Raw genomic sequence first — 14,732 nt, forward strand, 5'->3', positions numbered from 1 at the left:
CACGCGGTTCCCACGGCGGGGCGATGCACTACCATTTCGTCCGCGATTCCGCCGTTCCCCGAGGGACCCGATACATGGCTGTTCTCAGGCTGGCGCTGGCCCAGCACGATTTCCCGGTCGGCGCGGTCGCGGCGAACGCCGCGAAGATGGGCGACCTCATGGCGCAGGCCCGCGCCGGCGGCGCCGAACTGGTGGTGTTCCCCGAGCTGGCGCTGTCTGGCTATCCGCCGGAGGACCTGCTGCTGCGTCCCAGCTTCCTCGCCGCCTGCGAGGAGGCACTGCAGGCGCTGGCGGCCGCGACGGACGGGCTGGCCGCGCTGGTCGGTTTTCCGCACAGCGAGGGCGAGGTGTTCAACGCCGCCGCGCTGCTGCGCGAGGGCCGCGTCGTGCAGATCGCGCACAAGCAGGCGCTGCCGAACTACGGCGTGTTCGACGACAAGCGCTATTTCCGCGCTGGCCACGCCAGCGCGGTGACCACGTTGGGCGGCGTGCGCATCGGCCTGTTGATCTGCGAGGACGTGTGGCAGCCCGAGCCGGCCGCCGCCGCGGCCCGCGCCGGCGCCGAGCTGATCGTGGTGATCAACGCCTCGCCCTGGGACGACGAGAAGCAGGCCGGGCGCGAGGCCGTGCTGGTCGAGCGCGCGAAGGAAACCGGCTGCGCCCTCGTCTACCTCAACCTGGTCGGCGGCCAGGACGAGGTGGTGTACGACGGCGGTTCGCTGCTGGTGAATGGCGACGGCAGCATCGCCGCGCGCGCACCGGCCTTCGTCGATGCCTTGCTGTGGGCCGAATTCGACCCGGCCACGCGCAGCCTGCGCGCCGACGGCTGGCCGGCACGCCCGGAGCAGCCGCCCGAGGCCGTGCTGTACGCCGCGCTGGTGCGCGGCATCCGCGACTACATCGACAAGAACGGCTTCGCCGGCGTGCTGCTGGGACTGTCCGGCGGCATCGACTCGGCGTTGACCCTGGCGCTGGCGGTGGACGCGCTGGGCGCCGGGCGCGTCACCGCGGTGATGATGCCCACCCGCCACACCTCGCAGCTGTCGCTGGACGGCGCCCGGGCGCAGGCCGTGCAACTGGGCGTGGACTACCACGTGATCGACATCGAGCCGACCTACCGCAGCTTCCTCGACGCGCTGGCGCCGGCCTTCGCCGGCAAGGCGGCCGATACCGCCGAGGAGAACCTGCAGTCGCGCACCCGCGGCGTGATGCTGATGGCGCTGTCGAACAAGCACGGCAAGCTGCTGCTCGCCACCGGCAACAAGAGCGAGATGGCGGTGGGCTACTGCACGCTGTACGGCGACATGTGCGGTGCCTATGCGCCGCTCAAGGACGTCTACAAGACGGTGGTGTATCGCCTCGCGCGCTGGCGGAATGGAGCCGGGATTCGGGATTGGGGATTCGGGATTCGGGAAAAGCCTCCGGCTGGCGGGGGGGCGCTTTACCCAATCCCCAATCCCGAATCCCCAATCCCGCACGAAGTGATCGAACGGCCGCCTTCAGCCGAGCTGCGCGACAACCAGACCGACCAGGATTCGCTGCCGCCCTACGAGGTGCTGGACGCGATCCTCGAACGCTTCATCGAAGGCGAGCAGTCGCAGGCCGAGATCGTCGCGGCCGGATTTCCCGCCGACGTGGTGCACCGCGCGGTGCGGCTGGTGCTGGTGAACGAATTCAAGCGCCGCCAGTCGGCGCCGGGGCCGCGCGTCACCACCCGCGCGTTCGGCCGCGAGCGGCGCTATCCCATCACCTCCGGCTGGCGCTGAACGGCGCTGGCCGCCCGTGTGCGCCGGCCATGAAAAAAGACGCCGGGCCAGGCCCGGTGTCTTCGTGTGCGGTTGCGGTGTTCAGTGGTGGCGCATGAACGGGATCATCTTGCGCCACATCGCCACCTCGTGCGGCCACTTCGGATCCTTCAGGTAGGGATGGTCCGGGTAGTTCAGCGCCAGCACCTGGCGGGTCTGGTCGGCCAGCTTGTCCTGCTTCAGCGCGAGGTAGCTGCGGGTGAGGATGGCCAGCGCGTCGCCGGTCTGCGGCGCCTGCTGGTAGTGCTCGATCACGTACTGCGCGCGGTCGGCGGCGCCGATGTAGACGCGGTTGTACAGGTAGAACTCCGCCACGTTGATCTCGTACTGCGCCAGCACGTTGCGCAGGTAGATCATGCGCTGGCGCGCGTCGGCCGCGTAGGCGCTGTTCGGAAAGCGGCGCGACAGCTCCGCGAAGTCGTCGAACGACTGCAGGTTGTAGCCCTGGTCGCGGCGGGACTGCGCTTCCTTGTCGTGCGAGATCTTGTCCATGAAGCCGGTGGTGCGGTCGAAATTGATCAGGCCGCGCAGGTAATAGGCATAATCCACATGCTTGTTGGCCGGATAGGTCTTGATGAAGCGGTTGACCGTGGAGTACGCGTCCTCGGACTCGCCGTCCTTGTATTGCGCGTAGGCCAGTTCGAGCTGGGCCTGCTCGTTGTAGTCGCCGGACGGGAAACGGGCGATCAGGCGCTGGTAGGCCTTGATCGCCGCGGCGTAGTCGGCGTTCTCCAGCGAGGTGTGCGCGTTGTTGTACAGCGCGCCTACCGGCATGGTATCGATGCTGTCGCGCTTGTGGCCGAACAGCGAGCATGCGCTCATGGCCAAGGCCAGGGCGAGTACGGCGAGCGTCCGGAGGCACGACCGCGTGGTCGTCGGCAGCTTGAGCGAATCGAAGGTTGGACGCATGGAAAAGGGTCGTTGATGTTTGATCGAAAAGGCATGATAGCCGAAACCGGCGCCGCACCGCGGCCTGCCGCCGCCTGCCCTGCGGGAGGCCGCGCATGACCGCGATACGCCATGAAGCCCGGGTGCCGCTGACGGCGGCCGGACGCAGGTTCGACCAGACGCTGGCCGAGTTGTTCCCGGACTATTCGCGTTCGCGCCTGTCCGCCTGGATCAAGTCCGGCGCGGCCACCCTGGACGGCGCCACCGCGGCGCCCCGCCAACTGCTGCGGGGCGGCGAACAGGTGCGGCTGGAGGCCGAGCTGGAGGCCGAGGTGGCCAGCGCGCCCGAGGCGATCGAGCTGGCCATCGTGCACGAGGACGAACACCTGCTGGTGCTGGACAAGCCGCCCGGCCTGGTGGTGCACCCTGGCGCGGGCAACCCCTCCGGCACCTTGCTGAACGCGTTGCTGCACCACGACCCCAGGCTGGCCGAGCTGCCGCGGGCCGGCATCGTGCACCGGCTGGACAAGGACACCTCCGGCCTGATGGTGGTGGCGAAGACCCTGCCCGCGATGACCGCGCTGGTGGAGATGCTGTCGCGCCACGACGTGGAGCGCCAGTACGAAGCCGTGGTGCTGGGCAGCCTGGTGGCCGGCGGCACCGTCGATGCGCCGATCGGCCGCAGCATGGGCGACCGCCTGCGCCAGGCCGTGCGCGACGACGAAAGCGGCAAGCACGCGGTCACCCATTACCGGCTGCGCGAGCGCTTCCGCGCCCACAGCCTGATCCAGTGCAACCTGGAAACCGGGCGCACCCACCAGATCCGCGTGCACCTCACCCACGTCGGCCATCCGCTGGTCGGCGACCCGCTCTACGGCGGCGGCCTGAAACTGCCCAGGCGCGCCACGCCGGAACTGGTCGCCGCGCTGCGCGGCTTCCGCCGCCAGGCGCTGCACGCCGAACGGCTGGCGTTCACGCATCCGGTCAGCGGCGAGGCGCTGGCGTTCGCGGCCGAACGCCCGGCCGACATGACGGCGCTGATCGCCGCCCTGCGCGACGATCTCGCGGCCCACGGCCACGACGACGACTGAGCGTCACGTGTCGCCCTTCCCTGCATGCAGGGGAGGGCCGGGGCAGGCTGCTCTTGCCGCGTCCAGTCTGTCCGGGCATCGGCGGCGCGCCTATGCGATGCTTGTCGCTTCCCAGCTTCGCCCGCGTCGATGGACATGACCGACACCTGGATCTTCCCCGACTGGCCGGCGCCCGCCCGCGTGCACGCGGCGGTGAGCACCTGCGCGGGCCCCGGCGTTTCGGCGCCGCCGTTCGCACGCTTCAACCTGGGCCTGCGCAGCGGCGAGGCGGTCGAGGTGGTGGAAAGCAACCGCGGCGTGCTGCGCCAGGCGCTGAACCTGCCCAGCGCGCCACGCTGGCTGCACCAGGTGCACGGCGCAACGGTGGCCGAACTCGGCCCCTTGCCCGGCACGGGCGAACCCCAGGCCGATGCCGCGGTCTCGCGCATCCCGGGCACCGTGCTGGCCATCCTCACCGCCGACTGCCTGCCGGTGCTGTTCTGCGCCGACGACGGCAGCGCGATCGGCGCCGCCCACGCGGGCTGGCGCGGCCTTGCCGCCGGCGTGCTGGAGGCCACCGTCGAACAGATGCAGTTGGCGCCCGGGCGCCTGCAGGCGTGGCTGGGGCCGTGCATAGGCGGCCCGTCCTACGAAGTGGGCGAGGAAGTACGCAGCGCCTTCGTGGGGCATTCGGCGGAGGCTGCCGCCTGTTTCCAGGCCACGCGCCCCGGACACTGGCGCTGCGACCTGGCCGCGCTGGCGCGGCAGCGGCTGGCCGCCGCCGGCATCGCGCGGGTGCACGGAGGCGGCTTCGATACCTTCACCGACCAGCGGTTCTACTCGTACCGGCGGGACGGCGCGCGCAGCGGACGTTTCGCGAGCCTGATCTGGCTGGCTGGCGGCTGATCCGCGCGCCAGGATGCCGCTGGCGCGCTGCATCTGCTTGAATCGCCGGGCGTCGTCCGCATTTCCGTGGGCAGTGGCGGCGTGGCCGCCAAACCTTTGTGGGGATTGCACCGATGCGTATGGACAAACTCACCTCGCGTTTCCAGCAGGCGCTGGCCGACGCCCAGTCGCTGGCCGTGGGCCGCGACAACAACATGCTCGAACCCGTGCACGTGATGGCGGCGCTGCTGGCCCAGCAGGGCGGCTCGACCGCGCCGCTGCTCACGCACGCGGGCGTGAACGTGCCGGCGCTGCGCCAGCGCGTGAACGAGCTGCTCGACCGCCTGCCCAAGGTCAGCGGGCAGGAAGGCAACATCAACGTGGGCAACGAGCTCAATCGCCTGCTCAACCTCACCGACAAGCTGGCGCAGCAGCGCGGCGACCAGTTCATCGCCAGCGAGCTGTTCGTGCTGGCGGCGCTGGAGGACAAGGGCGAGCTGGGCGCGGCGCTGAAGGCCGCGGGCGCCACCAAGGCCAGGCTCGAAACCGCCATCGAGCAGGTGCGCGGCGGCGAGAAGGTGCAGAGCGAGAACGCCGAGGACCAGCGCCAGGCGCTGCAGAAATACTGCATCGACCTCACCGAGCGCGCCGAGTCCGGCAAGCTCGACCCGGTGATCGGCCGCGACGAGGAAATCCGCCGCACCATCCAGGTGCTGCAGCGGCGCACCAAGAACAACCCGGTGCTGATCGGCGAGCCCGGCGTCGGCAAGACCGCCATCGTCGAAGGCCTGGCCCAGCGCATCGTGAAGGGCGAAGTGCCCGAAGGCCTGCGCGACCGTCGCGTGCTGTCGCTGGACATGGGTGCGCTGATCGCGGGCGCGAAGTTCCGCGGCGAGTTCGAGGAGCGCCTCAAGGCGGTGCTGAACGATCTCGCCAAGAACGAAGGCCAGATCATCCTGTTCATCGACGAGCTGCACACCATGGTCGGCGCCGGCAAGGCCGACGGCGCCATGGACGCCGGCAACATGCTGAAGCCCGCGCTGGCGCGCGGTGAGCTGCACTGCATCGGCGCCACCACGCTGGACGAATACCGCCAGTACATCGAGAAGGACGCCGCGCTGGAGCGCCGCTTCCAGAAGGTGTACGTGGGCGAGCCCTCGGTGGAGGACACCATCGCGATCCTGCGCGGCCTCAAGGAGCGCTACGCCGTGCACCACGGCGTGGAGATCACCGACCCCGCCATCGTCGCCGCGGCCACGCTGTCCAACCGCTACATCCCCGACCGCCAGCTGCCGGACAAGGCCATCGACCTGATGGACGAGGCGGCCTCGCGCATCCGCATGGAGATCGACTCCAAGCCGGAGGAGCTGGATCGCCTCGAACGCCGGCTGATCCAGCTCAAGATCCAGCGCGAGATGCTGAAGAAGGAGAAGGACAGCGAGTCGAAGCAGCGCCTCGCCGACCTGGAAACCGACATCGCCAAGCTGGAGCGCGAGTTCTCCGACCTCAACGAGATATGGAAATCGGAGAAGGCCGCGCTGCAGGGCACCACCAAGGTGAAGGAGCAGATCGAGGCGGCGCGCCTTGAGCTGGAAGCGGCCCAGCGCCAGCAGGACTACGCCAGGATGAGCGAGATCCAGTACGGCAAGCTGCCGGAGCTGGAGAAGCAGCTCGCCGCCGCGCAGGCCGCCGAGAAGCAGGAATTCACCCTGGTGCAGGACAAGGTCACCGCCGAGGAAATCGCCGAGGTGGTGGCGCGCTGGACCGGCATCCCGGTGTCGAAGATGCTCGAAGGCGAGCGCGAGAAGCTGCTGCACATGGAGGATGAGCTGCACAAGCGCGTGGTGGGCCAGGACGAGGCCGTGCGCGCGGTGTCCGACGCGGTGCGCCGCGCGCGTGCGGGCCTGTCCGATCCCAACCGGCCCAGCGGTTCCTTCCTGTTCCTCGGCCCCACCGGCGTGGGCAAGACCGAGCTGTGCAAGGCGCTGGCCGAATTCCTGTTCGACACCCAGGACGCGATGGTGCGCATCGACATGAGCGAGTTCATGGAGAAGCACGCCGTGAGCCGCCTGATCGGCGCGCCCCCGGGCTACGTGGGCTACGAGGAAGGCGGCTACCTCACCGAGGCGGTACGCCGCCGCCCGTACAGTGTGATCCTTCTGGACGAGGTGGAGAAGGCGCATCCTGACGTGTTCAACATTTTGCTGCAGGTGCTGGACGACGGCCGCCTCACCGACGGCCAGGGCCGCACGGTGGACTTCCGCAACACCGTGATCGTGATGACCTCCAACCTCGGCTCGCAGCTGATCCAGGAGCAGGCCGGCGATTCGGAGGCCGACTACGTGCAGATGAAGGCCGCGGTGCTGGGCGTGGTGCAGGCGCACTTCCGTCCGGAGTTCATCAACCGCCTCGACGAGCTGGTGGTGTTCCGTCCGCTGGATAAGAAGCAGATCCGCCGCATCGCGCTGATCCAGCTCACCGCGCTGGAGAAGCGCCTCGCCGAGCGCCAGTTGAAGCTGGAAATCAGCGAGAAGGCGCTGGACCTGCTCGGCAACGTGGGCTTCGACCCGGTGTACGGCGCGCGGCCGCTGAAGCGTGCGATCCAGCAGCAGCTGGAGAACCCGCTGGCGAAGGAGATCCTCGAAGGCCGCTACGCGCCCGGCAGCACCATCGCGGTGGATGCCAGGGGCGGGCACCTGGCGTTCGAGGCGTCCTGAGCGACGGGCGATCGACGCGGCACCCAACGAAAACCCCGGCGTGCGCCGGGGTTTTCGTTTCAGCGGACTGCGATACCTGCCGTCACCAGCTGTAGCGCACCTTGCCGTACACGTAGGCGCCGTTGTAGCCGAACGGCGAGTAGGTGGAATAGGGCAGCGTGCCGTTGTTGGTGTTGTTGGCGATGTTCTTGTCCGGGTGGTTGTTCAGCACGTTGTCCGCGCCCAGGGTGAAGGTCCAGTGCTGCCAGCGGTAGTTGCCTGCCAGGTCCAGGATCCACTTCGGGGTGAAGGTCTGGTCGACGATGCCTGCCGCCGGGTTGTAGGTGGACAGGCTGCTCACGTAGCTGGTGTAGCGGCCGTAGCGGGTGAGCGTGCCGGTGAAGCCCCAGTTGCCGACGTCGTACTGCTCGCTGAGGATCAGCTTGCTGCGCGGCGTGGTGTTGGCCAGATAACCCTTGATGTCCTGGCGGTTCAGGCGCACGAAGCTGACGCCGAGGTTGTCCAGCACGGCCGGGTTGGCTTTGACGCTGGTGACCTTGTTCTGGTTGTAGTTGGCGCTGAGCGTGCTGGTGAGGGTGCCGGCGTCGCCGAGCTTCGCCACGTAGGTGCCCACGAAATCGACGCCGCGCGTGCGCGTGTCGGCGGCGTTGGTGAAGTAGTTGACGCTGCTGTACTGCAGGTTGGTGATGCCGTTGGCGGCGAGGTAGGAGACCACCTTCGGCGTGGTCGTGGAGATCGCGCCGGAGAGCGCGATGCGGTTGTCGATCTCGATCTGGTAGACGTCCACGCTCAGGTTCAGCGCTTCAGTGGGATTCCACACCGCGCCGAGGGTGAAGTTCCTCGACTTCTCGGCCTTCAGCGGTTCGGCGCCAAGCAGGGTGGCGATCGGACTGCCCACCGGCACCAGGCCGCGGTTGTAGATGCCTGCGGGAAGACCCGGCAGGCTGCCCGCGGCATAGAACAGCGAGGAGATCTGCGAGAAGTATTCCTGCCCCAGCGACGGTGCGCGGAAGCCGGTGGAAGCGCCGCCGCGCAGGGCGAAGCTGTCGGTGAAGTCGTAGCGCGCCGACAGCGAACCCGAGGTGGTGCTGCCGAAGTCGGAGTAGTTCTCGTGGCGTACCGCCAGCGAGGCGCCGAGTTTGTCGGTGAGGTTGGTCTCGAAGTCGATGTATTCCGCCACGTCGTGGCGCGAGGCGTTCACGGCGTTGGCCGGTTGCCAGCCCGCGAAACCCTGCGCGCCGCCCGCGGTGCCCGAGGTGCCCACGTACCAGGACGGCAGCGCGCCTGCGGCGATCTGGTAGCCCTGGCGCAGGTATTCGGTGCCAAAGGCCACGGTGAGCGGGTTGGGCAGCCAGCTGGGGCGGAAGTCCTTGGCGATGTCGATGTCGAAGGACTGCTGGGTGGCCTTGAGGATGCCGTCCTGGAACGCCGTGGGCGTGTTGCCGAAGTCGTGCAGGTAGGCGTAGTTCAGGCTGTTGCGCGTTTCGTAGGAGACGCGGTTGCCGCCGTAGTTGGCCGACACGTCCCAGCGCCAGCCGTTCACGGTGCCGCGCACGCCGGCCACCAGCGACTGGTCGGTGGAGTCGGCGTTCTCCAGCGGCAGGAAGCCGTTCGGGTAGAGCGAGGCCATCAGCGGGTTGTTCGGCTTCGGGCTGTTCAGGCCGTAGCGGAAGAACGCCGGCGAGGTGCTGTTGCGGTGGCCGTAGTGGCCGAACGCGTAGAACTCCACGTCCGGCGTGATGTTGTACTGCGCGTTCAGCAGCACGTTGTTGCTGTGCACGTCGGGGTCGCCCTGGCGGAAGTTGACGCCCAGCGCTTCCCAGGCCGGCGAGCGGTTGTCCGGGCCGGCGCGGTTGGTGTGGTCCTGGTTGCCGCTTTCCAGGGTGAGGCGCAGCCAGCCCTGGTCGCCGTTGAGCGGAATGCCGAAGTTGGCCGAGCCCAGCCACTGCCGGCCGTCGCCTGCGGAATACTGGCCGCCGCTCACTTCCACGTCGCCGCCCGCCGCGCCCTTCTTCAGGATCACGTTGATCACCCCGGCGATCGCGTCGGAGCCGTAGTGGGCGGAGGCGCCGTCGCGCAGCACCTCGATATGGTCGATCGCCGAGAGCGGGATGGTGTTGAGGTCCACCGGTTGCGAACCGCGGCCGATCACGCCGTTGTTGAGCAGGATCGCGCCGGGATGCCAGCGCTTGCCGTTCACCAGCACCAGCACCTGGTCCGGCGACAGGCCGCGCAGCTGCGCGGGGCGCTGGGTGTCGGCGGTGTCGGCGGCGGCCGGGCGCGGGAAGTTCAGCGAGGGGATGATGCGCGCCAGCGCGGTGGGCAGGTCGGTGGTGCCGGTCTGCTGCAGCGCCTGGGCCGAGACCACGTCGATCGGCGTCAGCGAGCTGCTTTCGGTACGGCTGGCGGAGCGGGTGCCGGTGACGATCACGGTCTGCAACTGCTTCGCCTTGGCGGCCGCGTCGGCGCTGCCGGCGGCGTTGGCGTCCTGGGCGGCAACCGGGGCGCTGGCCAGCGCCAGCAGCACGGCGGCGGCCAGGGCGGCCGGGATCAGGGTATTGGTTTTCTTGTTCATGGGGGTCCCCAGGGAAGTGGATGATGCATTGCAACAATTGCAGGCTAGTGCCGCAGAAACTTTTCGTCAATAGACGTATAGACGTCCAAAACGAGCGGCCTGGCGCGTTCCCTGGCGCGGATGCGGCGGTCCGGAATTCCCTCGCGCCGGCAGCCTGACCCCGCCGCACCCGGGTGTCCATGCGCCGCATGGCGCATTGAAAAGCCACGGAACGGGCCGATAATGGGGCGCTGTGTGCCCCGTCCGGCCAGTCCGGACGTTGCGGGCGCCAGCTTCCGGAGTACCCATGCCGATCTACGAATTCGAATGCAGCCAGTGCGGTCACCGCTTCGACCACCTGCAGAAACTGTCCGATGCCGATCCCGTCGACTGCCCCCACTGCGGCGCGCCCAAGCTGCACCGGCGGGTCAGCGCGCCCGCGTTCCGGCTCGCCGGCGGCGGCTGGTACGAGACCGATTTCAAGAAGGACGGCGACCGGAAGCGGAACCTGGCCGGCGATGGCGGCGCCGCTCCCGCTCCCGCGCCTGCGCCTGCTGCCGCGGCTCCGACCCCGGCGCCCGCACCCGCTCCGGCGGCCGGTTCTGGCGACTGATCGCGCAAGCTGAATCGACGCAGGCTGTTGCGACAGCCCGGTGATACCGGACGGAGTACAGCTCGGCTACCTTGTCCGCACCATCCATTCGCAGGGAACGGCCGTCATGCAGAACGCGCTCAAGATCGTGCTGGCTTCCACCGTGCTGCTGGCCGCAGGCTGCTTCGCCTCCGGCGACGCGCTGGCGCAACGCTGGGGCGACGGCCAGGGTCCGGGCCAGGGCGGCCGCGGGCAGGAAGTCTATTGCGCCAGCAACGACAACCGCGGCACCCGCTGCCAGATGCCGTGGCGCGATTCGTCGCTGGCCCAGCAGATGTCCAAGACCGCCTGCATCCAGGGCCGCACCTGGGGCAGCGATCCCCACACCGTGTGGGTGAAGGACGGTTGCCGCGCCAACTTCCGCGATGCGCGTGGCTACGGCGGCCGCCCGGGCCATGGCGGCGGTCCGGGCTACGGCGGCCAGGAAGTCTATTGCGCCAGCAACGACAATCGCGGCACGCGCTGCAGGATGCCGTGGCGCTCCTCGGCGCTGTCGCGGCAGATGTCCAGCGCGGCCTGCATCGAGGGTCGCACCTGGGGTTCCGATCCCTACAGCGTATGGGTGAAGGACGGCTGCCGGGCGCAGTTCCGCGAAGGCCGCTGGGGCCGATAACGCCGGCCGTTTCGCCGGCGCCGCCACGCGGCGTGCGCCGGCCGGCCCGCGGCGGCCCGCGGCGCCGTGATGCTAACATTCCGGGTCTTTCCTCCCGTTTCCAGGGGCTGCGGCCCGGAGTTCCAAGCGCATGCGCACGCATTACTGCGGCCTCATCGACGAGTCGATGTCGGGCCAGGCCGTCACCTTGTGCGGCTGGGTCAACAAGATCCGCCTGCAGGCCCACGTGGCCTTCATCGACCTGCGCGACCACGAGGGACTGGCGCAGGTGGTGGTGGAGCGCGACAACGCCGATGCGTTCGCGGTGGCCGGCGAGCTGGGCCACGAATACTGCGTGCGCGTCACCGGCACGCTGCGCAAGCGGCTGGCGGCGAACGACAAGCTGCGCACCGGCACGGTGGAAGTGCTGGCGGACAAGGTGGAGATCCTCAACGCCGCGAAGGACCTGCCGTTCGCGCTGCACGAGAATCCGAACGAGGACATGCGGATGACCTACCGCTACCTCGACCTGCGCCGTCCCGAGATGCAGGCGATGATGCGCCGGCGCATCCGGCTGGTGCAGGCGCTGCGCCGCTACCTGGATGCGCGCGGCTTCCAGGACATCGAGACGCCCATCCTGACCAAGGCCACGCCGGAAGGCGCGCGCGACTACCTGGTGCCCAGCCGCGTGCATCCGGGCCAGTTCTACGCGCTGCCGCAGTCGCCGCAGCTGTTCAAGCAGATCCTGATGATGGCGGGCTTCGACCGCTACTACCAGGTCGCGCGCTGCTTCCGCGACGAGGACCTGCGCGCGGATCGCCAGCCGGAATTCACCCAGCTCGATCTCGAATTCGCCTTCGTCGAAGAGAAGGACGTGCAGGACTTCGTGGAGGCGATGATCCGCCACGTGTTCAAGGAAGTGCAGGGCGTGGAACTGGCCCAGCCGTTCCCGCGCATGACCTGGGCCGAGGCGATGCGCCGCTACGGCTCCGACAAGCCCGACCTGCGCATCGCGCTGGAACTGGTGGACGTGGCCCAGGCGCTGAAGCACGTGGAGTTCAAGGTGTTCGCCGAGCCCGCGAACGATCCGGCCGGGCGCGTGGCCGCGCTGCGCGTGCCGGGCGGCGCGGCGCTGTCGCGCAAGGAGATCGACGGCCTCGCCGAGTACGTCGCGAAGTACGGCGCGAAGGGGCTGGCCTGGATCAAGGTGGACGACCTGGACAAGGGCCGCGAAGGCATCAACTCGCCGGTGGCGAAGTTCCTCGACGACGCGGCGCTGGACGCCGTGCTGCAGGCCACCGGGGCGGCCTCCGGCGACATCGTGTTCGTGGGCGCGGGCAAGTGGAAGACGGTCACCGACTTCATGGGCGCGCTGCGCATCAAGGTCGGCAAGGACCGCGGCCTGGTCGACGAGGGCTGGCAGCCGCTGTGGGTCACCGACTTCCCGATGTTCGAGTACGACGAGGAGGCGCAGCGCTACGTGGCCCTGCACCACCCGTTCACCGCGCCGAAGATCGACGACATCGCCGACCTGCGCAGCCACGCCGCCACCGCGGTGAGCCGCGGCTACGACATGGTGCTGAACGGCAACGAGATCGGCGGCGGCTCGATCCGCATCCATCGCCCCGAGATGCAGAGCGCGGTGTTCGAGCTGCTGGGCATAGGCGCCGAGGAGGCCGAGATGAAGTTCGGCTTCCTGCTCAAGGCGCTGAAGTTCGGCGCGCCGCCGCATGGCGGCGTGGCGTTCGGCATCGACCGCATCGCGGCGCTGATGGCCGGCACCGAATCGATCCGCGACGTGATCGCCTTCCCCAAGACCACCAGCGCGCAGGACCTGATGACCGACGCGCCGTCGATGGTGAGCGACGCGCAGCTGAAGGAACTGCACGTGGCGGTGGCGGTCCAGAAGGCCTGACCTTGTTCCTTCCCGCGCGCGGGAAGATGATGGCCTGCAGGGCCGGATGAGGGGCGGCGCCGGTGTTGGCACAACACCGGATGCCGGCCCCGACCCTCCTCCCGGAAGGAGGGCACACCCCGGGAAGCTCATGATCGAACACGTGATCCTGCTGCACGGCCTGTGGATGCGCGGCTTCGCGCTGGGCATGCTGCACCGCCGGCTGATCGCCGACGGCTACCGCGTGCACCGCTTCGACTACCTCAGCGTGGCCTCGTCGCAGGAACGCATCCTCGCGGGGTTGCAGGCGCGGATGAGCGGCTATGCGCCGGATACCGTGCATCTGGTGGGTCACAGCCTGGGCGGCCTGCTGGCGCTGCGCGCCTGCCTCGATGCCGCGACGCTGCCGCCGGGGCGCGTGGTTTGCCTGGGCTCGCCGCTCAAGGGCAGCGCCGCGGCGCGCGCATTCGCGGCGTGGGGGCGCAGCGGCGAGGTGCTGCTGGGGCACAATCGCACCTTGCTGGAGCAGGGTTTCGACCGCTGGGACGGTCCGCGCGAGGTGGGCGTGATCGCCGGGCGCATGCCGCTGGGGCTGGGCGCGATGCTGGGCCAGCTGGCCGGCGAGCACGACGGCACCGTGGCGGTGGAGGAAACCCGGCTGCCGGGCGTGGCCGACCACTGCGTGGTGGAGGCGAACCATACCGGCCTGCTGTTTTCGCAGGAAGTAGCGCAGCGGGTCGACACGTTCCTGCGGCTGGGGCGCTTCGACGCAGGGGCGGAGACTGGCGGCAGCTCGCCCGACTTGCAGTAAAATCGCCGGCTTGTCCTTTTCACGCACGTCCGGGTATTGCCATGGGTAGAGGTCCGTCCATCGAAGGCCGCAAGAACGCCGAAGACGCCAAGCGCGCCAAGGTGTTCACCAAACTGATCCGCGAGATCACCGTCGCCACCCGCGCCGGCGTGGCCGACCCCGCCAGCAACCCGCGCCTGCGCGCGGCGGTGGACAAGGCGCTGGCCGCCAACATGACCAAGGACACCATCGAGCGCGCGATCAAGCGCGGCTCGGGCGCCGACGGCGCCGGCGAGGACATGCGCTACGAGGGCTACGGTCCTGGCGGCATCGCGCTGATCGTCGACTGCTTCACCGACAATCCGGTGCGCACCGTGGCGGACGTGCGCCACGTGCTCACCAAGCACGGCGGCAACCTCGGCACCTCGGGCTCGGTGGCGTTCCAGTTCAGCCGTTGCGGCGAGCTGGTGTTCCCCACCGACGGCGACGAGGCGCAGGAGGAGAAGGTGCTGGAAGCGGCGCTGGAGGCCGGCGCCGACGACGTGGTCAACGAGCACGGCGAAAGCACGGTGCTGTGCGCGCCGGAGCATTTCGAGGCGGTGCAGCAGGCGCTGGCGGCGGCCGGGCTGGAATCCGAGCACGCCGGCGTGGGCATGCGCCCGAACAACCGCGTGGCGGTGGCCGGCGACACGCTGGATGCGCTCAACACCTTGCTCGACAAGCTGGACGCGCTTGACGACGTCAGCGAGGTGTATCACAACGCGCTGCTGCCCTAGGGCAGCAAGGCGTTGTCGGGATTGGGGATTGGGGATGGGGGATTCGGTCTGAGTACGGAGCCGGTGTGGCTGCGTGCTCCGGGATCGCGAAGCAGATAAAGGTGTCGCT

General features: G+C 69.1%; 11 protein-coding genes. 9 read left to right on the forward strand and 2 right to left on the reverse strand.

Features of this window, described 5'->3' with window-relative positions; genetic code table 11:
• Nucleotides 1-74 precede the first annotated feature (74 nt).
• Nucleotides 75-1,766, forward strand: a complete 1,692-nt coding sequence (locus PCA_RS04005; RefSeq protein ID WP_181301224.1) for an NAD+ synthase — start codon at nt 75-77, stop codon at nt 1,764-1,766.
• Nucleotides 1,767-1,847: 81 nt separating this feature from the next.
• Here PCA_RS04005 and PCA_RS04010 read toward each other — a convergent pair whose 3' ends face one another.
• On the reverse strand, nt 1,848-2,714 hold the full coding sequence (locus tag PCA_RS04010; RefSeq protein WP_181301226.1) for an outer membrane protein assembly factor BamD: 867 nt from the start codon (nt 2,712-2,714) through the stop codon (nt 1,848-1,850).
• A 95-nt stretch (nt 2,715-2,809) separates the two neighbouring features.
• Between PCA_RS04010 and rluD the strand changes: the two genes are divergently transcribed.
• The 3 genes from rluD (at nt 2,810) to clpB (ending at nt 7,365) form a co-directional block, all read left to right on the forward strand.
• Nucleotides 2,810-3,784: a 23S rRNA pseudouridine(1911/1915/1917) synthase RluD gene (gene rluD, locus PCA_RS04015; RefSeq protein ID WP_181301228.1), complete on the forward strand. Its 975-nt coding sequence runs from the start codon at nt 2,810-2,812 to the stop codon at nt 3,782-3,784.
• Nucleotides 3,785-3,919: 135 nt separating this feature from the next.
• Nucleotides 3,920-4,669 (forward strand): peptidoglycan editing factor PgeF, encoded by a 750-nt coding sequence (gene pgeF / locus PCA_RS04020; RefSeq protein WP_181301230.1) that lies wholly within the window; start codon nt 3,920-3,922, stop codon nt 4,667-4,669.
• A gap of 113 nt (nt 4,670-4,782) precedes the next feature.
• Nucleotides 4,783-7,365 carry an ATP-dependent chaperone ClpB gene (gene clpB, locus PCA_RS04025; protein ID WP_181301232.1) on the forward strand — a complete coding sequence of 861 codons (2,583 nt, stop codon included), beginning with the start codon at nt 4,783-4,785 and terminating at the stop codon, nt 7,363-7,365.
• A gap of 82 nt (nt 7,366-7,447) precedes the next feature.
• On the opposite strand, the gene PCA_RS04030 is transcribed toward clpB, so the two are convergent.
• Nucleotides 7,448-9,940, reverse strand: a complete 2,493-nt coding sequence (locus tag PCA_RS04030) for a TonB-dependent receptor (RefSeq protein ID WP_181301234.1) — start codon at nt 9,938-9,940, stop codon at nt 7,448-7,450.
• 286 nt (nt 9,941-10,226) lie between these two features.
• Here PCA_RS04030 and PCA_RS04035 point away from each other — a divergent pair, with 286 nt between their 5' ends.
• The 5 genes from PCA_RS04035 to PCA_RS04055 all read left to right on the forward strand — a co-directional run bounded on the left by PCA_RS04035 (nt 10,227) and on the right by PCA_RS04055 (nt 14,623).
• Nucleotides 10,227-10,532: a zinc ribbon domain-containing protein gene (locus PCA_RS04035; protein ID WP_181301236.1), complete on the forward strand. Its 306-nt coding sequence runs from the start codon at nt 10,227-10,229 to the stop codon at nt 10,530-10,532.
• Between the two features lie 106 nt (nt 10,533-10,638).
• On the forward strand, nt 10,639-11,184 hold the full coding sequence (locus tag PCA_RS04040; protein ID WP_181301238.1) for a DUF3011 domain-containing protein: 546 nt from the start codon (nt 10,639-10,641) through the stop codon (nt 11,182-11,184).
• Nucleotides 11,185-11,314: 130 nt separating this feature from the next.
• A complete protein-coding gene (gene aspS, locus PCA_RS04045) occupies nt 11,315-13,078 on the forward strand; it encodes an aspartate--tRNA ligase (protein WP_181301239.1) in 1,764 nt (587 codons plus the stop codon).
• Nucleotides 13,079-13,208: 130 nt separating this feature from the next.
• Nucleotides 13,209-13,868 (forward strand): alpha/beta hydrolase, encoded by a 660-nt coding sequence (locus PCA_RS04050; protein WP_181301241.1) that lies wholly within the window; start codon nt 13,209-13,211, stop codon nt 13,866-13,868.
• Nucleotides 13,869-13,909: 41 nt separating this feature from the next.
• A complete protein-coding gene (locus PCA_RS04055) occupies nt 13,910-14,623 on the forward strand; it encodes a YebC/PmpR family DNA-binding transcriptional regulator (protein ID WP_181301243.1) in 714 nt (237 codons plus the stop codon).
• The last annotated feature ends 109 nt before the right edge of the window (nt 14,624-14,732 follow it).

The organism is Rhodanobacter sp. PCA2, from assembly GCF_013620825.1.
Classification (GTDB): domain Bacteria; phylum Pseudomonadota; class Gammaproteobacteria; order Xanthomonadales; family Rhodanobacteraceae; genus Rhodanobacter_A.